Annotated in this window: 23 protein-coding genes and 1 pseudogene; 4 read left to right on the top strand and 20 right to left on the bottom strand. The window is 62.7% G+C overall.

Going from position 1 to position 23,444, the window contains the following annotated elements; all coding sequences use genetic code 11:
* Positions 1–31: 31 nt before the first annotated feature.
* Positions 32–2,533, bottom strand: a complete 2,502-nt coding sequence (gene ligD / locus AC3B5Q_RS13600; RefSeq protein ID WP_103470321.1) for a DNA ligase D — start codon at positions 2,531–2,533, stop codon at positions 32–34.
* Between the two features lie 127 nt (positions 2,534–2,660).
* Here ligD and AC3B5Q_RS13595 point away from each other — a divergent pair, with 127 nt between their 5' ends.
* Both AC3B5Q_RS13595 and AC3B5Q_RS13590 read left to right on the top strand, forming a co-directional pair.
* A complete protein-coding gene (locus AC3B5Q_RS13595) occupies positions 2,661–3,125 on the top strand; it encodes a phosphotransferase system, HPr-related protein (RefSeq protein ID WP_103444396.1) in 465 nt (154 codons plus the stop codon).
* A complete protein-coding gene (locus AC3B5Q_RS13590) occupies positions 3,122–3,346 on the top strand; it encodes a metallothionein (RefSeq protein WP_488392630.1) in 225 nt (74 codons plus the stop codon). The genes AC3B5Q_RS13595 and AC3B5Q_RS13590 overlap by 4 nt, the downstream gene beginning before the upstream one ends.
* Positions 3,347–3,454: 108 nt before the next feature.
* Here AC3B5Q_RS13590 and AC3B5Q_RS13585 read toward each other — a convergent pair whose 3' ends face one another.
* The 4 genes from AC3B5Q_RS13585 to AC3B5Q_RS13570 are packed head-to-tail and all read right to left on the bottom strand — an operon-like array spanning position 3,455 to position 7,438.
* Positions 3,455–4,417 (bottom strand): lysylphosphatidylglycerol synthase domain-containing protein, encoded by a 963-nt coding sequence (locus AC3B5Q_RS13585; protein ID WP_488392629.1) that lies wholly within the window; start codon positions 4,415–4,417, stop codon positions 3,455–3,457.
* The gene (gene clsB / locus AC3B5Q_RS13580) at positions 4,417–5,619 is read right to left on the bottom strand and encodes a cardiolipin synthase ClsB (protein WP_021784716.1); all 1,203 of its coding nucleotides are present in this window, start codon (positions 5,617–5,619) and stop codon (positions 4,417–4,419) included. The genes AC3B5Q_RS13585 and clsB overlap by 1 nt, the downstream gene beginning before the upstream one ends.
* Entirely contained in the window at positions 5,616–6,389 is a 774-nt protein-coding gene (locus AC3B5Q_RS13575; RefSeq protein WP_252461365.1) for an endonuclease/exonuclease/phosphatase family protein, read from the bottom strand. Before AC3B5Q_RS13575 ends, clsB begins: the two co-directional genes overlap by 4 nt.
* Positions 6,386–7,438, bottom strand: a complete 1,053-nt coding sequence (locus AC3B5Q_RS13570) for a DUF72 domain-containing protein (protein ID WP_488392628.1) — start codon at positions 7,436–7,438, stop codon at positions 6,386–6,388. The genes AC3B5Q_RS13575 and AC3B5Q_RS13570 overlap by 4 nt, the downstream gene beginning before the upstream one ends.
* Positions 7,439–7,562: 124 nt before the next feature.
* Between AC3B5Q_RS13570 and AC3B5Q_RS13565 the strand changes: the two genes are divergently transcribed.
* Positions 7,563–8,114, top strand: coding sequence for an ATP-dependent Clp protease proteolytic subunit (locus AC3B5Q_RS13565; RefSeq protein ID WP_488392627.1), 552 nt, complete (start codon positions 7,563–7,565; stop codon positions 8,112–8,114).
* A 1-nt stretch (position 8,115) separates the two neighbouring features.
* On the opposite strand, the gene AC3B5Q_RS13560 is transcribed toward AC3B5Q_RS13565, so the two are convergent.
* Positions 8,116–8,514, bottom strand: a complete 399-nt coding sequence (locus AC3B5Q_RS13560) for an NUDIX hydrolase (protein WP_021784712.1) — start codon at positions 8,512–8,514, stop codon at positions 8,116–8,118.
* Positions 8,515–8,810: 296 nt separating this feature from the next.
* Between AC3B5Q_RS13560 and AC3B5Q_RS13555 the strand changes: the two genes are divergently transcribed.
* Positions 8,811–9,080: a DUF6555 family protein gene (locus AC3B5Q_RS13555; RefSeq protein ID WP_021784711.1), complete on the top strand. Its 270-nt coding sequence runs from the start codon at positions 8,811–8,813 to the stop codon at positions 9,078–9,080.
* A 78-nt stretch (positions 9,081–9,158) separates the two neighbouring features.
* On the opposite strand, the gene AC3B5Q_RS13550 is transcribed toward AC3B5Q_RS13555, so the two are convergent.
* From AC3B5Q_RS13550 to paaH, 14 genes and pseudogenes are all read right to left on the bottom strand, one after another.
* Positions 9,159–9,329 carry a hypothetical protein gene (locus AC3B5Q_RS13550; protein WP_153811166.1) on the bottom strand — a complete coding sequence of 57 codons (171 nt, stop codon included), beginning with the start codon at positions 9,327–9,329 and terminating at the stop codon, positions 9,159–9,161.
* Positions 9,330–9,578: 249 nt separating this feature from the next.
* Positions 9,579–11,633, bottom strand: coding sequence for a phenylacetic acid degradation bifunctional protein PaaZ (gene paaZ, locus AC3B5Q_RS13545; protein ID WP_488392626.1), 2,055 nt, complete (start codon positions 11,631–11,633; stop codon positions 9,579–9,581).
* 37 nt (positions 11,634–11,670) lie between these two features.
* Positions 11,671–12,903: an OprD family porin gene (locus AC3B5Q_RS13540; protein ID WP_021784708.1), complete on the bottom strand. Its 1,233-nt coding sequence runs from the start codon at positions 12,901–12,903 to the stop codon at positions 11,671–11,673.
* Positions 12,904–12,942: 39 nt separating this feature from the next.
* Positions 12,943–14,511, bottom strand: a pseudogene (locus AC3B5Q_RS13535) (cation acetate symporter); the annotation flags it as partial.
* Positions 14,502–14,810, bottom strand: coding sequence for a DUF485 domain-containing protein (locus tag AC3B5Q_RS13530; RefSeq protein ID WP_004374508.1), 309 nt, complete (start codon positions 14,808–14,810; stop codon positions 14,502–14,504). The gene AC3B5Q_RS13530 and the pseudogene AC3B5Q_RS13535, both read right to left, overlap by 10 nt.
* Positions 14,811–14,961: 151 nt before the next feature.
* A complete protein-coding gene (paaE, locus tag AC3B5Q_RS13525; protein WP_021784706.1) occupies positions 14,962–16,038 on the bottom strand; it encodes a 1,2-phenylacetyl-CoA epoxidase subunit PaaE in 1,077 nt (358 codons plus the stop codon).
* Positions 16,039–16,053: 15 nt separating this feature from the next.
* Positions 16,054–16,587: a 1,2-phenylacetyl-CoA epoxidase subunit PaaD gene (gene paaD / locus AC3B5Q_RS13520; protein WP_021784705.1), complete on the bottom strand. Its 534-nt coding sequence runs from the start codon at positions 16,585–16,587 to the stop codon at positions 16,054–16,056.
* The gene (paaC, locus tag AC3B5Q_RS13515; RefSeq protein ID WP_021784704.1) at positions 16,574–17,332 is read right to left on the bottom strand and encodes a 1,2-phenylacetyl-CoA epoxidase subunit PaaC; all 759 of its coding nucleotides are present in this window, start codon (positions 17,330–17,332) and stop codon (positions 16,574–16,576) included. The genes paaD and paaC overlap by 14 nt, the downstream gene beginning before the upstream one ends.
* A gap of 8 nt (positions 17,333–17,340) precedes the next feature.
* On the bottom strand, positions 17,341–17,622 hold the full coding sequence (gene paaB, locus AC3B5Q_RS13510) for a 1,2-phenylacetyl-CoA epoxidase subunit PaaB (protein ID WP_004374528.1): 282 nt from the start codon (positions 17,620–17,622) through the stop codon (positions 17,341–17,343).
* A 25-nt stretch (positions 17,623–17,647) separates the two neighbouring features.
* A complete protein-coding gene (gene paaA / locus AC3B5Q_RS13505) occupies positions 17,648–18,637 on the bottom strand; it encodes a 1,2-phenylacetyl-CoA epoxidase subunit PaaA (RefSeq protein WP_021784703.1) in 990 nt (329 codons plus the stop codon).
* Positions 18,638–18,838: 201 nt separating this feature from the next.
* A complete protein-coding gene (paaK, locus tag AC3B5Q_RS13500) occupies positions 18,839–20,158 on the bottom strand; it encodes a phenylacetate--CoA ligase PaaK (RefSeq protein ID WP_103470347.1) in 1,320 nt (439 codons plus the stop codon).
* 121 nt (positions 20,159–20,279) lie between these two features.
* On the bottom strand, positions 20,280–21,500 hold the full coding sequence (gene pcaF / locus AC3B5Q_RS13495; protein ID WP_103470319.1) for a 3-oxoadipyl-CoA thiolase: 1,221 nt from the start codon (positions 21,498–21,500) through the stop codon (positions 20,280–20,282).
* Positions 21,493–21,933, bottom strand: coding sequence for a hydroxyphenylacetyl-CoA thioesterase PaaI (gene paaI / locus AC3B5Q_RS13490; RefSeq protein ID WP_021784700.1), 441 nt, complete (start codon positions 21,931–21,933; stop codon positions 21,493–21,495). Before paaI ends, pcaF begins: the two co-directional genes overlap by 8 nt.
* Positions 21,926–23,443 carry a 3-hydroxyacyl-CoA dehydrogenase PaaH gene (paaH, locus tag AC3B5Q_RS13485; RefSeq protein WP_021784699.1) on the bottom strand — a complete coding sequence of 506 codons (1,518 nt, stop codon included), beginning with the start codon at positions 23,441–23,443 and terminating at the stop codon, positions 21,926–21,928. Before paaH ends, paaI begins: the two co-directional genes overlap by 8 nt.
* Position 23,444: the final 1 nt, after the last annotated feature.

Raw genomic sequence — 23,444 nt, 5'->3', positions numbered from 1 at the left:
TCCCGGGTCGTGTCCAATCGCTTGGTCGTCATCATTCGAGCCCTAGCTGCTTGCGCATGCGCGCGGTGATCGACTGGCGTACCTTGCCCATGTCGGCCCAAGGGTCGTCGACCTCCGCCAGGCGCTCGCGCAGGTTGGTGATGTTCCATTGGTTGGCGGCTTTGATGTGCGCCAGCTCATCACGCCAGATAGGCACCGATACAGGCAGCCCCTCACGGGCACGCAGTGAGTAGGCGCACGCCGTGGTGGCGCCCTTGCCGTTGCGCAGGTAGTCGATGAAGATGCGTCCCACGCGATTTTTCGGCCCCGACACCGCGCTCAGGCGCTCCGGAAACAGCTTGGCCAGGTAACCGACGATGGCGTGGCTGAAGTCTTTGACCTCGTCCCAGCCGGCTCGCCGGGTCAAGGGGACAACGACGTGAATACCCTTGCCACCACTGGTTTTCAGGAACACCTTCAGGCCCAGTTCGTCTAGCAGGGTGAGGGTCAGTTGGGTCGCCTCCACCATCGCCTTCCAGGGCAGCGCGGGGTCAGGGTCCAGGTCGAGCACGAAACGGTCCGGTTTGTCGAAATTCTTGTCCGTGGCGTTCCAGGTGTGCAGTTCCAGCATGTTCATCTGCACCGCGCCCAGCAGCGTGTCCGGGCGATTGATGACCATCGCCGCCTGGCCTGCCTCGTCCTTTTCGTAGCTGAGTACGTTGGGTATATGCAGCTGGCCCGCGTTTTTCTGGAAGAACAGCTCTCCGCCCAAGCCGTCCGGGGCGCGCACCAATGCCACCGGGCGGTGCTTGAGCTGGGGCAGGATCCACTGGCTGATGCCGGCGTAATACTCGGCAACCTCGCGCTTGGTCGCCCCAGTTGAAGGATCGATGACCCGGTCGGGGTGGGTCAGCCGCAGTTCACCCAAGTTTTCAGGCGCCTTGGCCTGCTTGTTGCGGTTGGATACAGTCTTGGCGGGCATGGCGCGCTCCAGGTCAATGGCGGTTGCTGCCTTGTCATCGCGCAGGCCGTGGAATACCGAATGGCGCACGATGCCGTCACGGGTCATTTGGGCATAGGCAACTTCGGCCAACAGCTGCGGCCGCAGCCAGTGCACACCACGCGCCTGGGCACCGGCGGGCGGCGAGGGCAGGGCTGGCTTGGCGATTTCCAGGGGCTTGAGCCGCGCGTGGATGCTGGCCAGTGTCGTGGAATTGAAGCCGGTGCCTACCTTCCCGGCATAGCGCAGCTCGCCACTGTCATTGTCGTGCAGGGCCAGCAGCAGGGCCCCAAAGCCGCTCCGGCTGCCTTTGGGGTCGGTGTAACCGACGATCACGAATTCCTGGCGTTGCTTGCACTTGAGCTTGATCCAGTCCGGGCTGCGGCGGCCGCTGTAAACACTGTCAGCACGCTTGCCGATCAGGCCTTCCAGCTTCAGCCGGCAGGCACTTTCGAGCAGTGACTCGACAGGTTCGTCGAAGTCGGCGGAATACTTGATGACGTCGGAATGGTTGTGCTCAAGCAGTTGGCGCAATGTATCGCGGCGATTTTGTAGCGTTAGCTGCCGCAGGTCCTGACCGCCCAGAAATGGCAGGTCGAACAGGTAATAGGTGATGTGTTCGTCGTGCTCGGTATCGAAGGCGTTCTGCAACGCCTGGAAGTCAGCCATGCCATTCTCATCAGCCACCACCATTTCACCGTCGAGCCAGGCCGAGTCGATACCGAGCGCGCGCAGGGCGGCAACCTGCCGGGGCATCTTGCTGCTCCAGTCATGGCCGTTGCGGGTGAACAGGCGGATGTCCTGGCCCTTGATGCGGGCCAGGATACGGTAGCCATCGAACTTGACTTCGTAGCGCCAGTCGCCGCTGGGTGGAGAATCCACTAGCGTGGCCAGCTGCGGCTGCAACTGCGCTGGCAACGGTGCAGTCTGAGCTTTGCCGGGGCGTTTACGACTACTGCGCGGTGTAGCGGCTTTTTTTGCAGCGGGTTTGCGCGGCACCAGCGTGCGCTCGCTGAGCACGCTGTCGGGCAGGGCCTCGACAATGCTGTACTCCGCTTCGCTGCGCGCCTGGGCATCGTGTGACTTGACCAGCATCCATTGCTCTTTCTTGCCGGCCAACTGGGTGCGGAATAGGTTCCACACGCCGCCAAGCTTCTCACCTTGCAGGCGGAAACGCAGCTTGCCTTTGGCGTAGGCTTCATGCGCATCGCCTTCAGGCTCCCAAATGCCACGGTCCCAGACGATCACATCGCCTGCACCATAGTGGCCTTCAGGGATATGCCCCTCGAAATCGGCGTAGTCCAACGGGTGGTCCTCCACATGCACTGCAAGGCGACGCACCTTGGGGTCCAGCGATGGGCCTTTGGGGATCGCCCAGCTTTTCAAGGTGCCATCGAGTTCCAGGCGGAAGTCGTAGTGCAAGTGGCTGGCGTCGTGTTTCTGGATGCAGAACTGCAGCGCATGAGCCCGCTTGCCCCGGATGCGTTTGCCGCTGGGCTCGGGTGTGGCGTTGAAGTTGCGCTTGCGCGTGTATTCCTGCAGGGGCTTGGCCATGGCGGGCTCCGGGCAGATCACAGTCTCTAAGGTGGGAGGCGTCGGCCGAGGCGGTAGTTCAAAAAACTCTGAATCTTCCGTGAGCTGGCGCAGTCGACCGAATGAAGCCAACTGATGGAGAACGCACATGGCCCGACCCGATGAACCTAAGCCGTACACACCCACCGAAATCGATGACACCGAAGACCGCATGGGCAGCGTGCATGAGCTGGATTTCGATGAACGCCTGGATGAGCGTGAAGGGCGTGTGGGCGACGAACGACCGGCCGCCGAAGTCGCCCGTGAGTTTCCCCCCCGACGCGTGGCGCAGAGTGGCATGACCGGCGGCGAGGCGCTGAGTGACAGCCAGCATGAGGACAATGTCACCTATGACGATTTGAGCCCGGACACGCTGCTTGACGAAACCGGTGCCCGCGATCCCCACGAGCCGGGCGGCAGAGGCGGCCCGACAGACCAACGCCTGCGGCAGGTGGGTGCCGATGAGATTGGTGGCGGCATTGGCCTGGACGAGGCCGAACTGGCCCGATCCGCGCCGCTGGATGGGGTGCCCTGGACCGATGATGTGATTGACGACGAGGAGAGCAAGCCATGAACGATCAACGCTGCGCGTGCACGCACTGTTCCAGCACGGTGGATGCCAATGCCTTGGAGCGCGACGGCAAGGCATATTGCTGCGAGGCCTGCGCCACCGGCCACCGCAATGGTGAGCCATGCCGGATGCAGGACTGCCATTGTGGTGACAAGCCGGGCGAGAGCGCGGTGGACAATGCGCTGGATGAAACCTTCCCGGCGAGTGATCCGATCTCGCCCTGAAGCCGATAGGCGGACTGCCCTTCCAGGCGATCGCCCATCAGGGGACAAGGTGCTCTGGCACCGGCTTTGCCGGTGCCACGCAACGCGTCACATTTGCCCCAGGGCACATCAGGTCTGAGAGGTCTGAGCAGGCTTGTCGCGCCGGCGCATGGCCTTGGCGCGCTTTTCCAGGATCAGGTAGGTCACCACCGCCAACAGCAGCGGAATCAGGTAGTACAGCGTGCGGTAGCCGAGCAGGGCAGCCACCAGCGTGCCTTGGGCCATCTGCCCGTGCAGCAAGGCCAGAAACACCGCTTCCAGCACACCCAGCCCCGCCGGAATATGCGCCACCACGCCAGCGACGCAGCTGATCAGCAATATGCCCAGAATCGACGGGTAGAACGCTTCGCCCGGCAGCAACCAGAAGATCAGCAGCGCCATCAGTGCCCAGTTGCTGGCACCCAACACCACCTGGCACAGCGCCAGTCGCAGCGAAGGCAGCGTCACTTCGTGATCGCGCCAGCTCCAGGTGCGCTTCTTGGCAACACCACAGGCCAGCAGGTAGCCGCCCGCAATTGCCAGCAACAGCAGCCCGATCAGGCGCAGGCCTGTAGTGCCTACCGCCCAATTGCCGGGCATCTCGACCAGGCCCAGGGCAAATACGGTGCCGGCCAGCAGCATATAGCCCATCCAGTTGGTCAACAGCCCCAAGGTGAGGATTCGCGTAATGGTCGCGGTATCCAGGCCCAGTCGGCCATAGAGCCGGTAGCGCAAGGCGACCCCGCCTACCCAGGTTGTGAAGTTGAGGTTGAAGGCATAGCACACGAACGCGACTGGCAATACCTGTCGGGCAGGTAGTGTATGGCCGGTATAAGCCCGGGCCAGCAGGTCGTAACTGGCGAACGCGAGATAACTGCACAACGCGATCGCCAAGCCGATGGCCAGGGTGCCAGGTTTGTAGGCCAGCAAAGACTGGCGTACTTCATTCCAGTCCAGATTACGCGCCAGCAGGTACAACAGCACAGGGATCAGGATCAGGAACGCAAGCGTAAACAAGCGTTTGCCCCAGGTTTGCCAGCTTTTGCGCGCCATCAGGAGTTGCCCTCGTGCAGTTTGCCCTGGGGTTCGACCTCCGGCTGCACCGAGCGCAAACGCTGCCGGTGCGCAGGGAACCAGCCCGCAATGCGCGGGAAGTGGCGGATCACGTGGAAGCACGCGAAGATCAACGGTGCCCGCCACCAGTAGCCGCGAATCATGCGCTCCAAGGTGACCGGTTTGCATTGCTCGCTGGCCAGAGCCTGCAAATGCTGGTGCAGTTGCTGGTTGAAGGCCCGATCACGAATGAACAGGTTGGCCTCCAGGTTGAACGACAGGCTCAGAGGATCGAGGTTGCTGGAGCCAACGGTGACCCATTGGTCGTCCACCAGTGCCACCTTGCCGTGCAACGGCCGCTGGCAGTACTCATGAATCATCACGCCGTCGCGCAGCAGGTAGTTGTACAGCAGGCGCGACAATGCCCGTACCCAGCGCATGTCAGGCTGGCCCTGCAAGATCAAGTGAACCTCCACGCCACGCCGGGCCGCGTTACGCAACTCACGCATCAACCGATAGCCTGGAAAGAAGTACGCATTGGCGACCACGATGCGTTGCCTGGCCTTGCGAAAAGCCTGAAGGTAGTGCGCTTCTATATCGTTACTGCGCATCCCGTTGTCGCGCTCGATCAGCACAGCGTCGCTACCCCCGGCAGGCTCGGTAACCGGGCGTACAGCACTGGGGGGCTGCAGCACGGGGGACATCAGGCGCTTGCTGGAGGCATGTACCTGCGCGACCACCGGGCCGGTGACCTCCACGGCATAGTCCTGCTTGGCCATGGCACCAAAGTCGCCCAAATGGTCGGCGCTGTAGTTGATACCGCCGATGAAGGCCCGCTCACCATCGACCACCACGATCTTGCGGTGCAAACGGCGGAACAGGTTGGTGCGCATGCCCAATAACCGGGGTTGTGGATCGAACGCGTGAAAGCTTACGCCCGCGTCGGTCATCGCTGAAATGAAGGCCGCCGGCAGGTCGGCTGTGCCGTAACCGTCCGCGGCCACTTCCACGCGCACCCCGCGTCGGGCAGCGTCGATCAACACCTGCTGCAATTGCTGACCCACCTTGTCGTCGAAGATGATGAAGGTTTCCAGCAGTATTTCTTCCCGCGCCTTGGCCATGGCCTCGAATACGCGGGGGTAGTACTGTTCGCCGTTGATGAGCAACTGCACGCTGTTGCCTTCTACCCAAGGTCGGTTCACAAGTTGATCTCCGCAGCCAGTGGTACGTGGTCGGACAGATGCGACCACGGGTATTTGGACAGCACCTGAGCAGCGCCCGGTATGGCGTTACGCACGTAGATGCGGTCCAGGCGCAACAACGGCAGGCGCGCCGGGAAACTGCGCGCCGGGGTGCCGAAGGCCTCTGTCAGGTGTTCGCTCAGCACCGCGTCCGCCTTCAGCCGCCAGTCGTTGAAATCGCCGGCGATGATGACCGGTGCTTTGGGCGGCAGGCTGGCCAGCAGGTCCAGCATCAGCTTTACCTGGCTCTGCCGGTGGGCCTCCCGCAGGCCCAGGTGTACGCATACCGCATGCACCTCGTCATGGCCCGGCACCTCCAGCTGGCAATGCAGCAGGCCACGCTGTTCATTGCCCTGCACCGAGACATCCAGGTTGTCGAAGCGGCTGATGGGGAATTTTGACAGCAGCGCGTTGCCGTGATCGCCATGGGGATACACGGCATTGCGGCCATAGGCGAACTGCGGCCACATGCTGTCGGCCAGAAACTCGTATTGCGGCGTTTCTGGCCAGGCAGGGTGGCGCAGGGCATGCTGCTGATGACTGCCGTGCACCTCTTGCAAAAACACCAGGTCGGCGCCGGTGGCCCTTACGGCCTCGCGCAACTCGGGCAAGATGAAGCGCCGGTTGAAGAAGGTGAAGCCTTTGTGCACGTTCAGCGTCAACACATTGAGCCGGCGTACAGCGGTTACCTTGTCGATGATGCAGCGTGGGGTGGGCAGGGGCTTGTTCACAAGGCCACCTCCGGCACCATGCCAGGCTCGGTCATCAGCTCATGATCCAACGACAGCTTTTGCAGCAAGCGCCTGGCGTCGTATGGCGCGTGAGCCTTCTGGTCGTTGTCGAAGTAGCAGTATACATCCCGTGCCGCACGCCGAGGCGGCGGCCCCGGCACGACCAGGTGGGCATCGTCCGCCTGGGTACCTTCGCTCCATTGCTGGATACGCTGCTTCCAGCGCCGCAGCGCGCGTGCGGTATATCCGCTGCTGTACAACTCCACATCCCCGTGCAGGCGCATGTAGACGAAGTCGGCGGTCACGTCTTCGACACAGGGCCATTTGCCTGCGCTGTCGGCGACTACCAGCGCTACGCGATGCTTGCGTAAGAGCTTGATGAAGGCTTCGCAGAGGAAACTCTCGTGGCGGATTTCCACGGCGTGACGCAAGCGTGCATTGCCCTTGATGGCAAGGCTGCCATTGCCCTTGAGGCGTTCGGCGCAGCCTTGGGCGCGTTCACGGGCCGCTTTGCGGGTGTGAGGCAGCAGCTCGAAAAACCGGGCAAAACGGTCTTCATCGAACTTCATGCTGGGAGGGAACTGCCACAGGAATGGCCCGAGCTTTTCGCCCAACAGCAGCGGCCCGGAGGCAAAAAAGTTGGCTGCTGGCTCTTCGATGTCCTTCAGCCGCCGCACATGGGTGATATAGCGCGGCCCCTTGACCGCGAACACGAAGCCGTCCGGTGTTTGTTCACGCCAGCCCAGATAACGCTCGGGCGTTTGCAGGCTGTAGAACGAGCCATTGATCTCGATGCTGTTCACCGCCCGTGAAGCGAATGCCAGTTCATCGTCCTGCTTCAGGCCTTTGGGGTAGAAATCCTTGCGCCAGGGGCCATAGCGCCACCCGGAGATACCGATGCGAATATCGCTCACGCTGCCGTCCTCACTGCCGGTTCCTTGTTCGGTCGCTCTGAAAGTGCGACCGGCAAGGGCCGGCAAGGGTTCACAACGCTTGACCAACGGAACTGCTGACGCCGAGTTGAACTTTGCGGCAACTGGCGTCTCCACCGCATACCCGCTTCATGGCAGGGTGCCAGGACCAAGTTCGACCGTTTCGCCTTCTGGCAAATGGCCGGGCAGGGTGACGATGTGCAGAAGAACAAGCAATGATCTGCCACCCCTGGAGGCAAGCATGGCCAGACATATCATCCACTTCACCGGACCGATCAATTCGTCCACCTGCGGCAACCTGATCAATACCTGCTCGCGAGCATTGCAACAGGGTGCCGAAACACTGCAACTGAACATCGCCACGATGGGCGGCGAGTGCAGCTATGGGTTTACCCTGTACAACTATCTGCGGGCGTTACCCGTGGAGGTGCATACCCACAACCTGGGCACGGTGGAATCCATGGGCAATATCCTCTTCCTGGCCGGAGAGCGACGCACGGCTTGCAGTTTCAGCAAGTTTCTTTTCCACCCGTTTCATTGGACCTTGCATGGCTCGGTAGACCATTCGCGGATGTCCGAGTATGCAATGAGCCTGGATTACGACTTGCGTCTGTATGCGCAGATCGTGGCCGAGCGTACAAAAGGCGCGACCGAGGTACTGGATGTAACGCGGTATCTAATGGCCTATCCACGGATACTGGGGCCGCAGGAGGCGCTGGAAGCCGGGATGATCCATACAATCGATGAAATGCCGATCGAGACGGATGCAACTCAATGGAGTGTGCACGCTTAGTTTAACGAACTGACGCCGCAGTGCCCGGGTCACAAGCCAGCAAGGAGCGGATCAGGGACTTGATCTCGCCCTTTACCGTAGCCACCTGGTCCAAGTGAGCAAAGCGGCAATCGGAAATTTCATGCCGGGCCTTGGGTTGCGGTGCGTCGGCAAATTCCGCTGCGAACACGTAATGCATCCGCTCTGGCGTTTCGTGGCGCATCAGCAAAATCAGCGACTCAGCCTGCAGGCCGGTCTCTTCCAGCAACTCCCGCTCAGCGGCCTGCATTGGCGTCTCGCCGGCCTCGATCTTGCCGCCTGGAAGGGTCCAGGGCGCGTTGGGCTTTCTCACCCACAACCATTTATGGCGCTGCTTGCCATGTCGGCAAATGATGGTGGCGCGATGCTTGACTGGCTTCATTCCGGCTCCTGGGCAATTCCTTTATTGCATGAAGTTTCGGCCCTGGCTGGCAATAAACGTTGCGTTGAAGCTGACGAACGGTCACCTCCGTGACGCAAACATCTTGCCTGCGTGTTTTTCGTGCCATCGGTCAGCTGACTGCAAAGGCAATGAGCGCAACGAGGAGCTGGACTCTCGGAACCTAGGCAGGGCACACGTTCGGCCACTGGTACCAAAGGTTCGACAAAATTTTGAATCTTCTGGTCACGGCCCGATCAATCAGAATGTCATCCATGGAGAAGAGGAGGCCCCCTGCGATGCCTAGCCCACAGCTGTACATAATTGATTACAAACTGCATGGCCAGCCGCGCAGTTTCATTATTCGCCTGGAACGCCTGGATAATGCCGAGGCCTGGCATTGGGCAAGTTGTGATGCGGGCATCGGCATCATTCCCAAGTTCGGTCGCGAGAAGATCAGGAAAGTCAGTCGGCCGATGGCCGAGCGTTATGGCGTTACCGCCGTGAGTTGGCGGATTTCGGGGAGCAAGCCCAACCAGTCGGTGGGTGGTCCGGCGGCGGTGGTTTAATACCTCGCCTGCACTTGGAACAGGAAACTGCAGGAGCGGACGTGCCCGCTCCTGCAGGATACGATGATGCTCATGTTGTCATGCGCCGGACTCAGGGTCGCTGGCTGGGACGCCAGGGCGGTTTTCATCGTCATCCGTCACATTGGGGTCGGCATCAGGATCGTCTGCCCGATCGTTGCGTCTATCAGGCTCCAGCTCCGGCCAATCATCTTCAACATTGCCGCCGCCCATTCGCAGTAGGAAATCCATTGTGCAGTCCTCGTTCATGATCCTCATGAATTGTGATCGACAGGTGCACGCCAGAGATCCACTGGGCAATGGCAGTCGCTGACCAACGGTTTCAGTTGCCTGAGTACTTCACTACAACCACGTACGCGCACTTCCCAAGTGCCTTGGGCAGCTACTGGCCTCTTCGCGGGTGAACCCGCTCCTAAGAGGGCGCTGTGCAGTACCGGGCAAAGGCGGCTTGCCCGGGAAGAGGCCGGTAGCTTCAACCCATCATTCTGGCTTTTTCAGCACCAAGGTCAGGATGTCATAGCTGGCCACCAGTTCACCCAGCTGATTGGTTACCTCCACATCCCATGCCACCACCCCCTGCGGCTGCCCCAGCGGGCTGGTCTTGCCCTGGTCGATCTTGCGCTTGCAGGTCAGGCGCGCCTGGATGGTATCGCCAATGCCCACCGGGTTGATGAAGCGCAGGGTGTCCAGCCCATAGTTGGCCAATACCGGTCCGGCGCCGGGCGACACGAACAGCCCGGCCGCTGCCGACAGTACGAAGTAACCATGGGCAATGCGTTTACCGAACTGCGAGGCCTTGGCGGCGATTTCGTCGAAGTGCATGTAGAAATGGTCGCCTGACAGGCAGCCGAAATTGACCAGGTCAGCTTCTGTCACGGTGCGGCGATGGGTGAGCAGCGACTCGCCGACACGCAGCTGCTCGAAGTAGCGACGGAACGGGTGCACTTCGGTTTCGATCACTTCGCCGCCGCGCACGTACTCGCCGGTGACCGCCGTGAGCATGCTCGGCGAGCCTTGTACTGCCGCGCGCTGCAGGTAGTGCTTGACCGCACGCAGGCCACCCAGCTCTTCACCACCACCGGCGCGGCCCGGGCCACCGTGCTTGAGCTGCGGCAGTGGCGAGCCGTGACCGGTGGACTCTTTGGCAGCCTGGCTATCGAGCACCAGCAATCGGCCATGCCAGGCAGCAGCCACCGGGATAGCCTTGGCGGCCACGCTGCGGTCGGCGGTGACCAGGGTCGCCACCAGGCTGCCTTTGCCACGGGCAGCCAGTACCAAGGCCTCGTCGAGGTCGTCATAGGCCATCAGCGTACTGACCGGGCCGAACGCTTCGATGTCGTGGGCGCCGCCCTCGGCATGTGGGTCGCGGGCCTGCAACAAGGTCGGGGCAAAGAACGCGCCTTCAGCCACGCCTTCACCACGTGGGGCAAAGCCATCGCTGGCGCCAAACAGTTGATCACAACTCTGCAGCAGGCTGCGCACCCGCTCGCCAACGTCGCGCTGCTGGTCATGTGAGGCCAGGGCTCCCATGCGCACGCCTTCCAGCGACGGGTCGCCAACCACGACCTTGCTCAGGCGCTCGCGCAGGCGGGTGGCAACGGCATCCAGGTGCCTGGCCGGAACGATCGCGCGGCGGATGGCGGTGCATTTCTGCCCGGCTTTAGTGGTCATTTCACGCACCACTTCCTTGATGTACAGGTCGAACTCTTCGCTGTCCGGTGTCACGTCCGGGCCGAGGATGGCGCAGTTGAGCGAGTCGGCCTCGGCAGTGAACGGCACCGAGTTGCGAATCAGGTTGGGCGTCACGCGCAATTTGGCAGCGGTATCGGCAGAACCGGTGAAGGTAACCACGTCCTGGCCTTGCAGGCGATCAAGCAGATCGCCGGTGCTGCCTATCACAAGCTGCAGGCTGCCTTCGGGCAGCAGGCCGGAGGCATTCATCAGGCGCACCACGGCCTCGGTCAAATAGCTGGTCGAGGTCGCCGGCTTGACGATGCAGGGCATACCGGCGAGGAACGTCGGGGCAAACTTTTCCAGCATGCCCCAGATGGGGAAATTGAACGCGTTGATGTGCACCGCAACGCCTGCCCGTGGCACCAGGATGTGACTGCCGGCGAAATGGCCTTGTTTGCCCAAGGGTATAGCAGGCCCTTCGTGCACCAGGTTACCCGAAGGCAGCTCGCGGCTGCCGATGCCGGCATAGGAGAACAGCGTGGCGTTGCCGCCTTCGATGTCGATCCAACTGTCGGCCCGGGTGGCGCCGCTGTGGTGCGACAGGGCGTAGAGCTGCTCCTTGTGCTCGGCCAGGTACAGGGCCAGGGCTTTGAGGCGTTGGGCACGTTGTTGGAAATCCATGCCCATCAGCGAGGCAAGACCGCGTGCACGCGCGTAGTCCACGGCTTCGGCGAAGTCAGGGCGCTCTTCATGGCTGTAGGCCAACACGTGGCCGTCGAGGGCGCTACGCAGGGCCTGGGCGCCGTGCTGGCCGAGCCAACGGCCGGCGATGAAACTTTGCAGAGTAGGGGCGGCAGACATGCTGTTCTCCATGCTGTTCAAAATGTGAGGGGCGCTGTTACCACAGCGCCAGGGTGTAGCCGATGATCAGGCGGTTTTCGTCCACGGCGTTGGTCAGGCCGTTGCCGGAGCGGAAGGTGACATTGCGCCAGCGCAGGCTGACGTCCTTGAGCGGACCGCTCTGAATGACATAAGCGATGTCGGTATCGCGCTCGCGCTCGCGGCCATTGGTCACGGTGGCAGTTTCGGCGTGGCGACCGTCGGTGTAGCGGGTCATGAAACTCAGGCCGGGGAGGCCCATGGCTACGAAGTCGTAGTCGTAGCGCACCTGCCAAGAGTCCAGCCCGGCCCGGGTGAAGGTGTTGTAGGTGACCAGGTTGACGGTGAACGGGTCGCCGCCGTTGACGAACGGGAAGGCGCTGTCACCGGACATCTGCTGCCAGGTGGCGGTGAACTTGTGCGCCCGCACGCCCAGGGTGAACATGGCGTTGAAGTTACGGTTGTCGATATTGCCGGCACGCTCGGCACCGTCGTTGCGGCTGTCGAAGTAGCGCAGGTCACTGCGCAGGCTCACACCTTCTGCCAGTGGGCGGGTATCGATCAGCCCGACAAACTGCTGACGGTAGATGTCCTGAAGCTTGGCGTAGTAATAGCTGACCGTGGTTTGCGGGGTGATGGCGTAGCTGCCACCACCAAAGTCCAGGTGGTCACTGCTGGCTGCGCCATAGCCGATATCATCGCGACCAGAGGAATCGCGCAGATTGGCCTTGGTCAGGCGTCCGGCATTGAAGGTGAGGCCATCAAGGTCCTGACTGGTGAGCAGCCCCCCCTGGAAGGTGGACGCCAGCAGGCGGGTGTCGTTGTACACCACCACCGGCAGGATCGGCTGCAAGGTGCCCAGGCGCAAGGTGCTCTTGGACACACGAACCTTGCCGGTCAGGCCCAGCTCACTGTAGTCGTCGACCGGTTCGTGGCTGTTCGGGCCAAACGGCAGCAGGCCGGTGTTACGACGGTCGCGGCTTGAGTCGAGCTTGATGCCCAACTGGCCCAAGGCGTCCACGCCAAGGCCGACCGGGCCCTCAGTGAAGCCCGACTCCAGCTTGGCGGTAAAGCCCTGGCCCCATTCCTCGGCCTTGGCCTGCGGTGCGTTGCTTTGGCGGAAGTCGCGGTTCAAGTAGTGGTTGCGCAGCTCCAGGCGAGCATGGCTGTCGCCGATGAAGTCGGCCAGCGCGGGCATGGGCAGGGCGAGGGTGGCCAGCCAGGCGGCTGACAGGAAGTGTGTGCGGTTCATTGTTGTTGTTTTACCCGACATGTCTGTTCGTCCTTGAAGTCAGTGTTTGCTGGCGCCAGCTGCGCCGATACCGGTCATGGAGCGGATGAACTGGCCCAGGTAGCGACCACGCTCTTCAACGGCACGTTCGGAGCTGTCGGTAACCGAGAATACCCAGGCACTGAGGAAAGCCAGGCTCATGGAGAACAGCGCCGGGTTGCTGTAGGGGAACAGCGCCGTTTCGTTGTGCAGCACGTTGACCCACACCGCCGGGCCCAGCACCACCAACAGCACCGCCGAGACCAGCCCGGCCATGCTGCCGCACACCGCGCCGCGAGTGGTCAGGCCTTTCCAGAACATCGAAAGGAGCAGCACCGGGAAGTTGACCGAAGCGGCCACCGCCAGTACCAGGCCGGAGAGGAAGGCAATGTTCTGCGACTCGAACATCAGGCCCAGGATCACTGCCAGCAGGCCGATGACCAGTGTGGCAATGCGCGACACGCGCATTTCCTCTTGCTCGGTAGCCTTGCCTTTGCGCATCACGCAGGCATACAGGTCGTGGGACACTGCCGAAGCCCCGGACAGCGCCAGGCCGGCGACCACCGCCAGAATGGTGGCGAAGGCCACGGCAGAGATGAAGCCGAGGAACAGGTTGCCACCCACGGCCTGGGCCAGGTGCACGGCGACCATGTTGCCGCCGCCGATGATTGCGCCGGTGGCGTCGCGGTAGGACGGCTCGGTGCCGACCATGACGATGGCGCCAAAGCCGACAACGATCAGCAGCAGGTAGAAGTAACCAATGAAACCGGTGGCGTAGAACACGCTCTTGCGTGCTTCCTTGGCATCACTGACAGTGAAGAAGCGCATCAGGATATGCGGCAGGCCAGCGGTACCGAACATCATGCCCAGCCCCAGTGAAATAGCGTCCACCGGGTTGGACAACAAGCCGCCTGGGGCCATGATCGCCTGGCCCTTGGCATGCACGGCCACGGCGCTGGCAAACATGGCCTCGGTGCTGAAGCCGAAGTGCTTGAGCACCATGAAAGCCATGAAACTGGTACCCGACAGCAGCAATACCGCCTTGATGATCTGCACCCAGGTGGTGGCGAGCATGCCACCGAAGGTGACATAGGCAACCATCAGCACGCCAACCAGCATCACGGCGTACAGGTAGCTGATGCCGAACAGCAACTCGATCAGCTTGCCGGCACCGACCATTTGCGCCACCAGGTACATCAGCGCCACAACCAGAGTGCCGAAAGCCGAGGTCAAGCGCACCGGGGTTTGCGCCAGCCGGTAGCTGACCACATCGGCAAAGGTGTACTTGCCCAGGTTGCGCAGGCGCTCGGCAATCAGGAACAGGATGATCGGCCAGCCTGCCAGGACACCGAGGGCATACAACAGGCCGTCGTAGCCGTTCATGAACATCATCGCGGAAATGCCCAGGAACGAAGCGGCACTGATCATGTCCCCAGCGATCGCCAGGCCGTTCTGCATGCCGGTCAGGCCGCCGCCGGCGGTGTAGAAGTCGCTGGCCGAGCGGGTACGCAGGGCAGCCCAGCGGGTGACCAGCAGGGTGAAGCAGACAAACACCATGAACATCGAAATGGCTGTCCAATTCATTGTGCGCACTCCTGCTTGACCTTGTCGTTGAGCGGGTCGAGCACGTTGTTGGCGCGGTGCACGTAGATGCCGGTCAGGGCAAAGGACAGCAGCACCATCAGCACGCCCACCAGCATGCCGACCGTGGTCACGCCGCCGCTGAGGGACTGGCCGAGGGTGCTGGGCGAGAACGCGACCAGCAGGACGAAGCCGTAGTAGACCACCAGCATGGCCAGGGTCAGGCTGCCGTTCAGGCGGCGTTTGCGTCGTACCAGGTGCTGGAAATCGGGGTGGTTGGCGATGCTTTCTATGCGTTCGGGTGTCATGGCAAGCGATCTCTTGGTTTTGTAATTGTTTTGTTGAGGTCACGCGGGGTATTGCGTTGTTGCTAAGGCCCTCTTCGCAGGTAGGATGCTGCCCCAAGGCCTTGCGCAGGCCTTGCAGGGGCGGGTTTACCCGCGAAGCAGTCGATTCGGTCTACAACTGGTCGAAGTCAAGCACCACCTTGTCGCTCACCGGGTAGGTCTGGCACGACAGCACATACCCGGCCGCCACTTCGTAATCTTCGAGGGCATGGTTGCTGTCCATCTCCACTTCGCCCTCGATCACCCGGCACTTGCAGGTGGAGCACACACCGGCCTTGCACGAGTACGGCAGCTCGGCGCCAATGGCGTTGCCGGCGTCCAGCACGTTCTGTGTGTTGCGCGGCAGGTCGAAGCTCAGTGCCCGGCCATCGCTGATCACGGTGATATGGCTAAGCGCCGAATCCGCCTGGCGTGCCGCCTCACGGGCTTCGCGGCGGGCCTCGCTGCCGGCGGCGGCGAACAGCTCGAAATGGATGCGTTCCTTGGCCATGCCGTTGGCCTGCAGGCTGTCACGCACGGTCTCGGTCATCGCCTGCGGGCCGCAGATGAATGCTGCGTCCAGGCCGGCAACGTCCAGCCAGCGCGAAAACAGCTGGCCGCATTTGTCGGCGTCGATGCGGCCGTTGTACAGGTCGACGTCCTGCTGTTCGCGGCTGAACACGAAAATCAGGTTCAAGCGGTCGAGGTAACGGTTCTTCAGGTCTTCGAGCTTGTCGCGGAACAGCGCACCCGAACTGGATCGGTTGCCGTACAGCAGGGTGAAACGGCTGCGCGGCTCGCTGGCCAGCGTGGTGGCGATGATCGACAGTATCGGGGTGATGCCGCTGCCGGCAGCCACCCCCAGATAATTGCCCTGGCGAGCCGGGTCCAGAGGCACGAAGAAGCTACCCGATGGCGGCATCACTTCCAGCTGCTGGCCGGCCTTGAGCACTTCATTGGCAAACGCCGAGAAGCGCCCGCCCGGCACGCGCTTGACGGCCACGCGCAGCTCGCCGTCCTGCACGGCGCTGCAGATGGAGTAGGAACGGCGGACTTCTTCGTTGTCCAGCTGGGTACGCATGACCAGGTACTGGCCCTGAGTGAAGCGGAACTGGTCCTGCAGGTGCTCGGGCACATCGAAGGCAATCGATACCGCATCACGGGTCTCATTGCGCACTTGCTTGATGGTCAGGCTGTGAAACTGGCTCATGGTGGTCTCCACGGCTCAAATGCATTTGAAATAGTCGAATGGCTCCAGGCACTCGCGGCAGCGGTACAGCGCCTTGCAGGCCGTGGAGCCGAACTGGCTGAGCAATTCGGTATGGGCGCTGCCGCATTGCGGGCAGCACACCTGGGGCGCTTCGCCGAGCAGGCTGCGCTTGCTGGCGCTGCCTTGCGGCGGCGCAATGCCATAAGCGCGCAGGCGCTCGCGGCCCAGTTCGGTGATCCAGTCAGTGCTCCAGGCCGGGGTCAGCCGGCGCTCCAGGTCTGGCGCGGTGAAACCGGCCTGCTCCAGCGCCTGGCGGATATCCCCTTCGATGACTTCGGTGGCCGGGCAGCCAGAGTAGGTAGGGGTAACCACCAAGTGCAGGTGGCCAGCGCGCCAATCGACATCGCGCACGATCCCCAGGTCGACCACGCTGACCACCGGCACTTCAGGGTCCATGACCTGGCCCAGTACCGCCCAGGCCCGGGTCAGGTCGTCACCTTGCTGTGCCCGCGCGCCGCGGTCACCGGCAATCAGTTCACCAGGTTGCATCGGGGTAGGCCCTTGGCAGGAACTGCATTTCGGCCAGCAGCAGGCCCAGATGCTCGGTGTGCAGGCCTTTGCGGCCATCCAGGTAGAAGTGGCTGGCGGCCTTGGGCAGCGGCAGTTCGACCGAAGCAAAGGTCTCCGTGACCTGCTTCAGCCAGGTGGCGCCGACGGTCGCTGGGTCGGCGGCGATACCGCATTCCGCCAGACGGACTTCGTTGTCGCTGCCAGCAGCGAGTTCGACGGTGAAGCGCCACAGTGCCGGGATAGCGGCGAGCATGCGCTGGCGGCTGACATCGGTACCACCGCCCAGCCGTTGTACCCACTCGCTGGACCGGCGCAGGTGGTAGGTGACTTCCTTCAGGGCCTTGGCGGCAATCCCCGCGATTCGCGCGTCGCTGGACTCGACCAACCCCTGCAGCACGGCGAAGTGCCACGCGTCGTAGAGGAACTGCTTGCTCATGGTCACGGCGAAATCACCGTTGGGTTGCTCGACCAGCAGCAGGTTGCGGTAGGCGCGCTCGTCACGGCGGAACGCCAGGGCATCGGCATCCCGGCCATCGTCGAGCAGCTCGGCGGCATACTCCAGCCAGTTGCGGGCCTGGCCGACCAGATCGAGGCCGACGTTCATCAGGGCCAGCTCTTCCTCGATGGCCGGGGCGCGGCCACACCACTCACAGAGGCGCTGGCCCTGGACCAGGGCGCTGTCGCCGAGCAACAGCAGATAGGGGATTAGGGCTTCTTTATGCATGTCCCACCTCACATGTGTCCGACTTCGTCGGGCAGTTCGTAGAAGCTGGCATGGCGATAGACCTTGTCGTCCGAGGGGGCGAACAGCGGGTCTTTCTCGTCGGGGGAGGAGGCGGTGATCAGCGCCGAAGGCACCACCCACAGGCTCACACCTTCGCTACGGCGGGTGTAGAGCTCGCGGGCGTTCTCGATGGCCATGGCGGCATCGGCGGCGTGCACGCTGCCGACATGTTTGTGGTTAAGGCCGTGCTTGCTGCGCACGAACACTTCGTAGAGGGTCCAGACAGACATTTTCGATCTCCGCATCAATCGCCGCTCAGGCGGCGTTCTTGTTCTGTTGCTTGCGCGCATAGGCCACGGCGGCCTCGCGTACCCAGGCGCCATCCTCGATGGCCTTGCGCCGGGTGGCGACACGTTCCAGGTTGCACGGGCCATTGCCCTTGATCACTTCGTAGAACTCGTCCCACTGGATTTCACCGAAGTCGTAGTGGCCGCGCTCGGCGTTCCACTTCAGCTCAGGGTCAGGCGCAGTGCAGCCAAGCAGTTCCAGCTGCGGCACGGTCTGGTCGATGAAGCGCTGGCGCAGTTCGTCGTTGGTCTGGCGTTTGATCTTCCAGGCCATCGACTGGGCGCTGTTGGGCGAGTGTTCATCGCTAGGGCCGAACATCATCAGTGCCGGCCACCACAGGCGGTTGATGGCGTCCTGAACCATGTCGCGCTGGGTTTGGGTGCCCTGGCGCATCATGGTCAGGAGCATTTCGTAGCCCTGGCGCTGGTGGAAGCTCTCTTCCTTGCAGATACGGATCATCGCGCGGGAGTAGGGGCCGTAAGAGGTGCGCTGCAGTACCACCTGGTTGACGATGGCGGCGCCATCCACCAGCCAGCCCACAGCGCCCATGTCGGCCCAGCTGAGGGTGGGGTAGTTGAAGATGCTCGAGTACTTGGCCTTGCCGCTGTGCAGTTTGGCGATTTCTTCGTCGCGGTCAGCCCCCAGGGTTTCCATGGCGCTGTACAGGTACAGGCCATGGCCGGCTTCATCCTGGATCTTGGCCATCAGCTGCAGTTTGCGCTTGAGGCTGGGGGCACGGGTGACCCAGTTGCCTTCGGGCAGCATGCCGACGATTTCAGAGTGGGCGTGCTGGGAGATCTGCCGGATGAGGGTCTGGCGGTAGGCCTCGGGCATCCAGTTCTTGGCTTCGATCTTGATTTCGGCGTCGATCTTTTCCTGGAAGTTGCGTTCCTCGGGGGACATTTCTTCCAGCGTCTTGACGCGCTTGACTCCGGTTTCCACTAGCTGTGCGTACATGTGCTGCGACTCCTGCTAAGGCATGAGTCATTTGTAAGCGATACAAAACATAACGTCAAACACATTTATGTGTATCAAGTAAGATTTATGTATCACATTGACAGCCAAGAGGGCTGTCGGGCAGCAGCGTGTGCCCAGCAGAACGCAGGCAAAAAAAAAAGGCCCCGGACAATGCCGGGGCCGAAATGGCAGCCGAATGGGTCAGCTGGCCAACCGTCTGTCGAACACGTGGCACGCCTTGCCCTCGGAGCGCTTGAGCGTGCCGCAGGGCTGCAGATGAACCTGGGTGCTGATGCCAATGTAAGTCTTGATCTGTTTGCTCAGCTCGCCGATCACCAGCTTGCGCTGGCCCTCATCAAGGTGCTGGCACTCGCCACGCAATTCCACATGCACCTCGACGCTATCCAGGTTGCCGTTGCGATACAGATGAATCTCATAAAGCTCAGATAGCTGTTTTATTTTTAGGACCTGTTCCTCGATCTGGGTCGGAAACACGTTGACCCCGCGAATGATCAGCATGTCGTCACTGCGGCCGGTGATCTTGCCGATCCGCCGCATCGGCCGAGCGGTGCCGGGCAGCAGCCGGGTGAGGTCGCGGGTGCGGTAGCGCACCATCGGCAATGCCTCTTTGCTCAGCGAGGTGAATACCAGCTCGCCCAGTTGGCCATCCTGCAGCACCTCGCCGGTGGCAGGGTCGATGATTTCGGGATAGAAGTGGTCTTCCCAGATGGTCGGGCCGTCCTTGGTCTCTATGCACTCCATTGCCACCCCGGGCCCCATGATTTCCGAAAGGCCGTAGATATCGAGGGCATTGATGCCCAGACGCTGCTCAATCGAGCGGCGCAGCTCGTCGGTCCATGGCTCGGCACCAAAAATGCCCAGGCGCAGCTTGAGGTCGTGCGGGTCGATGCCCTGGCGCTCGATTTCATCAGCCAGGTTGAGCATGTAGGACGGGGTGACCATGATGATGTCGGGCTGGAAGTCGCGAATCAGCTGCACCTGCTTTTCGGTCTGGCCACCGGACATGGGGATCACGGTGCAGCCCAGGCGTTCGGCACCGTAGTGCGCGCCGAGCCCGCCGGTGAACAGCCCGTAGCCGTAGGACACATGCACCTTGTCACCTTTGCGCCCGCCGGCCGCACGAATCGAACGGGCAACCACATTGGCCCAGGTGTCGATATCGTTCTGGGTGTAGCCGACTACCGTCGGCTTCCCGGTGGTGCCACTGGAGGCATGCAGGCGCACCACTTCTTCCTGGGGCACGGCAAACATGCCGTAGGGGTAGTTGTCGCGCAGGTCGTTCTTGCCGGTGAAGGGGAACTTCGCCAGGTCTTCCAGGCACTTGAGGTCATCAGGGTGGATGCCGTACTCGGCAAAGCGCTGGCGGTACAACGGCACATTGTCGTAGGCGTGCTTCAGGCTCCAGCGCAGACGTTCCAGCTGGTGCTGGCGCAGGGCATCGACGCTGGCGGTTTCCATCGGGTCCAGCAGGGCACGATCGGCATCATGGTACATGTTCATGGCTTCACTCGAATTGTTCTTGTACGCCGCGCGCCAGCGGTTGCAGGCCACGCGGTGAGTGTCATGGAGGCAGCATATACGGCTGCGTTCAGTTCGGTAACAAGCGCAGGGTCTGAACCGCTCAGAGGCGCTCGATGATCATGGCAATGCCTTGGCCTACGCCGATGCACATGGTGCACAGGGCGTAGCGGCCGGCCGTTTCTTCAAGCTCGTGCAAGGCAGTGGTCACCAACCGGGCACCGCTCATGCCCAGGGGATGGCCCAGGGCGATGGCGCCGCCGTTGCGGTTGATTCGCGGGTCGTCGTCGGCCAGGCCCAGCTCGCGCAACACGGCCAGCCCTTGGGCGGCAAAGGCCTCATTGAGTTCGATGACATCCATGTCAGCCAGTGTCAGGCCGGTGAGTGCCAGCACCTTGCGGGTCGCAGGCACCGGACCGATGCCCATCAGCCTGGGCTCGACCCCGGCCACCGCCATGCCGACGATGCGCCCGCGCGCTTTCAAGCCATGGCGGCGGGCTGCGGCGCTGCTGGCCAGCAGCAGGGCGCAAGCGCCGTCATTCACGCCGGAGGCATTACCAGCCGTTACACTGCCGCCTTCACGAAACGGCGTGCCGAGCCGAGCCAACTGCTCCAGCGTGGTGTCGCCGCGTGGGTGCTCGTCATGCTCGACCACTTTGGCCGGGCCTTTGCGTTGCGGGATTTCGACCGGCACGATTTCCTGTGCCAGGCGGCCGCGGGCCTGAGCGGCTGCAGCCTTGTGCTGGCTGCGCAGGGCAAACGCATCCTGGTCGGCGCGCGAGATGCCGAACTGTTCGGCCACGTTTTCGGCGGTTTCCGGCATCGAATCGATGCCGTAGGCGGCCTTCATCAGCGGGTTGACGAAACGCCAGCCTATCGTGGTGTCGACAAGCTCGGCCGCACGGCCGAATGCCTGTTCCGACTTACCCATCACAAACGGTGCACGCGACATGGATTCCACGCCACCGGCCAGCATAAGCCCCGCTTCACCACAGCGCAGGGCGCGCGCCGCATTGCCGATGGCATCCAGGCCGGAACCGCACAGGCGGTTGATCGTGGTCCCTGGTACTTCGAGTGGTAGCCCGGCCAGCAGGCTCGCCATGTGAGCCACGTTGCGGTTGTCTTCGCCGGCCTGGTTGGCACAGCCGAAGATGACGTCATCAATGGCTTTCCAGTCCAGTTCGGGGTGGCGCTGGATCAAGGCTTTGAGCGGGATGGCCGCCAGGTCGTCGGCGCGCACGCTGCTCAGGGCCCCGGCATAGCGGCCAATGGGGGTGCGCACGGCGTCGATGATCAAGGCATCGGCGTGGGTCGGTTCATTCATCTTGCGTCTCCTGCGCCAGCACGGTGCCGCGCACTTTGTAGGATTTGCCATGGAACATCGCCACCAGCTCACCGCGCTGGTTGTCGATGCGCACGTCGTACAGGCCGGTGCGGCCTTTGCGGCTGACTTCGCTGGCGTGGGCGGTGAGCACGTCATCGCGCAGCGCCGGGGCCAGGTAGTCGATGCTGCACCCCAGCGCCACCGTGGCCTGGTCGTAGCTGTTACAGGCGAAGGCAAACGCCGAATCAGCCAAAGCGAACAGGAAACCGCCATGGCAGGTGCCATGGCCCTGGATCATGTCGGCACGCACCGGCATGCGCAGGCTGGCCCGGCCTGGGCCGGCATCCAGCAGGCTGATGCCCAGGCCCTGAGTGGCCGGGTCGCGGGCGTACATGGCGTCGGCACAGGCTTGTGCCAGTTGCACTTCAGTCATGAAGGGTGCCTCCTTTGGCTTCGCAGCGACGTAACAGCAGGGAAGGGCGATAGCGGCTTTCACCGTAGCTGCGCTGCAGGTTGTCGAGCACGCGCAGGGTATGGGCAATACCGATGTTCGCCGCCCACGCCAGCGGGCCGCAGGGGTAATTGACGCCGGCGCGCATGGCCAGGTCGATGTCGGCGGCGCTGCCGACGCCCTGAAGCACCGCATCGGCGGCCTCGTTGGCAAGCATTGCCACGGTACGCAGGACCACTAGGCCGGGCAGGTCGGCGATGCCGGTCACTTTCAGGCCGGCGCGCTGCAACAGGGCTACGGCCTGGTCACGGGCGCTGTCAGTGGTATCGGCGGACCAGCTGATGGCAAGGCGGGTGGCGCTGCTGTAGTCCAGCGCCAGGTCGAGCAGCACAAGGTTGCGCAGGCCGTCTTCGCGGGCGCGCTGGCTGGCCAGACGGCCATCGGACAGGGCCAGGGTGGCATCGCCCACCTGAATCAAGCCACTACCGGCGCGTTGGGTCACGGCAATGCCGCTTTGGCGCAGGCGCTCGACCAGCGGCTGCATCACCCCCAGGTTGCCCTCGACAACGCAGGCCTCTGCGCAGGCGGAGCTGTGCAGTTCGGCCGGCTGCGGAGGCTCGACGCCTTCGGCATAGCGGTAAAAGCCTTGGCCGGTCTTGCGCCCCAGGCGACCGGCGTCCACCAGTTCCTTCTGCACCAGCGAAGGCTGGAAGCGGAAATCGCCATAGAAAGCATCGAATACGGAACAGGTGACCGCGTAATTGACGTCATGGCCAATCAGGTCGGTCAGCTCGAACGCCCCCATGCGAAAGCCGCCAGCGTCACGCATCAGCGCATCCAGGCTGGCGCAATCGGCGGCACCTTCCTGCATCAGGCGCAGGCTTTCGGCATAGAACGGCCGCGCTACACGGTTGACGATGAAACCCGGTGTAGAGCGTGCATGTACCGGCTGCTTGCCCCAGGCCTGGGCAGTGGCGTAGATGCATGCGGCCACTGCCGGGTCGGTTGCCAGGCCCGACACCACCTCGACAAGCGCCATCAGCGGTGCCGGGTTGAAGAAGTGCATACCGACCACGTGCTGCGGGCGTTCAAGGCCAGCGGCGAGGCTGGTGATGGACAGTGACGAAGTGTTGCTGGCAAGGATACAGTCGGCTGCGCACAGGGTTTCGAGCTGGTTGAACAACGCCTGCTTCACCTGCAGGTTTTCGACGATGGCTTCAATCACCAGGCCGGCATCTGCCAAGGATTCGAGTGTATCGACCGGGCACAGGCGGGCATTGATCGTTTCGCGTTCAGCGGCCAGTAACTTTCCTTTGTCCACCAGTCGGGCCAGTTGCCGATCGATACCCGTCACCGCCTGGGCGGCAGCACCCGGGCGGTTGTCGTAGAGTTTGACGGGGTGGCCGGCCTGGGCCGCGACCTGGGCGATACCGGCGCCCATGGCGCCGGCACCGATCACCGCCACCTGCACATTGCTTGCGAGTGCGCCCATG

Source organism: Pseudomonas sp. D5(2026) (assembly GCF_057766845.1).
This window is presented reverse-complemented; position numbering and strand designations above follow the sequence as displayed.

What these genes read in the sequence shown, in the direction of transcription:
- ligD (WP_103470321.1), bottom strand. Translation starts at nt 2,533, where the DNA reads ATGGCCAAGCCCCTGCAGGAATACACGCGCAAGCGCAACTTCAACGCC.
- AC3B5Q_RS13595 (WP_103444396.1), top strand. Translation starts at nt 2,661, where the DNA reads ATGGCCCGACCCGATGAACCTAAGCCGTACACACCCACCGAAATCGAT.
- AC3B5Q_RS13590 (WP_488392630.1), top strand. Translation starts at nt 3,122, where the DNA reads ATGAACGATCAACGCTGCGCGTGCACGCACTGTTCCAGCACGGTGGAT.
- AC3B5Q_RS13585 (WP_488392629.1), bottom strand. Translation starts at nt 4,417, where the DNA reads ATGGCGCGCAAAAGCTGGCAAACCTGGGGCAAACGCTTGTTTACGCTT.
- AC3B5Q_RS13565 (WP_488392627.1), top strand. Translation starts at nt 7,563, where the DNA reads ATGGCCAGACATATCATCCACTTCACCGGACCGATCAATTCGTCCACC.
- AC3B5Q_RS13560 (WP_021784712.1), bottom strand. Translation starts at nt 8,514, where the DNA reads ATGAAGCCAGTCAAGCATCGCGCCACCATCATTTGCCGACATGGCAAG.
- AC3B5Q_RS13555 (WP_021784711.1), top strand. Translation starts at nt 8,811, where the DNA reads ATGCCTAGCCCACAGCTGTACATAATTGATTACAAACTGCATGGCCAG.
- AC3B5Q_RS13550 (WP_153811166.1), bottom strand. Translation starts at nt 9,329, where the DNA reads ATGGATTTCCTACTGCGAATGGGCGGCGGCAATGTTGAAGATGATTGG.
- paaZ (WP_488392626.1), bottom strand. Translation starts at nt 11,633, where the DNA reads ATGTCTGCCGCCCCTACTCTGCAAAGTTTCATCGCCGGCCGTTGGCTC.
- AC3B5Q_RS13540 (WP_021784708.1), bottom strand. Translation starts at nt 12,903, where the DNA reads ATGAACCGCACACACTTCCTGTCAGCCGCCTGGCTGGCCACCCTCGCC.
- AC3B5Q_RS13530 (WP_004374508.1), bottom strand. Translation starts at nt 14,810, where the DNA reads ATGACACCCGAACGCATAGAAAGCATCGCCAACCACCCCGATTTCCAG.
- paaE (WP_021784706.1), bottom strand. Translation starts at nt 16,038, where the DNA reads ATGAGCCAGTTTCACAGCCTGACCATCAAGCAAGTGCGCAATGAGACC.
- paaD (WP_021784705.1), bottom strand. Translation starts at nt 16,587, where the DNA reads ATGCAACCTGGTGAACTGATTGCCGGTGACCGCGGCGCGCGGGCACAG.
- paaC (WP_021784704.1), bottom strand. Translation starts at nt 17,332, where the DNA reads ATGCATAAAGAAGCCCTAATCCCCTATCTGCTGTTGCTCGGCGACAGC.
- paaB (WP_004374528.1), bottom strand. Translation starts at nt 17,622, where the DNA reads ATGTCTGTCTGGACCCTCTACGAAGTGTTCGTGCGCAGCAAGCACGGC.
- paaA (WP_021784703.1), bottom strand. Translation starts at nt 18,637, where the DNA reads ATGTACGCACAGCTAGTGGAAACCGGAGTCAAGCGCGTCAAGACGCTG.
- paaK (WP_103470347.1), bottom strand. Translation starts at nt 20,158, where the DNA reads ATGAACATGTACCATGATGCCGATCGTGCCCTGCTGGACCCGATGGAA.
- pcaF (WP_103470319.1), bottom strand. Translation starts at nt 21,500, where the DNA reads ATGAATGAACCGACCCACGCCGATGCCTTGATCATCGACGCCGTGCGC.
- paaI (WP_021784700.1), bottom strand. Translation starts at nt 21,933, where the DNA reads ATGACTGAAGTGCAACTGGCACAAGCCTGTGCCGACGCCATGTACGCC.
- paaH (WP_021784699.1), bottom strand. Translation starts at nt 23,443, where the DNA reads ATGGGCGCACTCGCAAGCAATGTGCAGGTGGCGGTGATCGGTGCCGGC.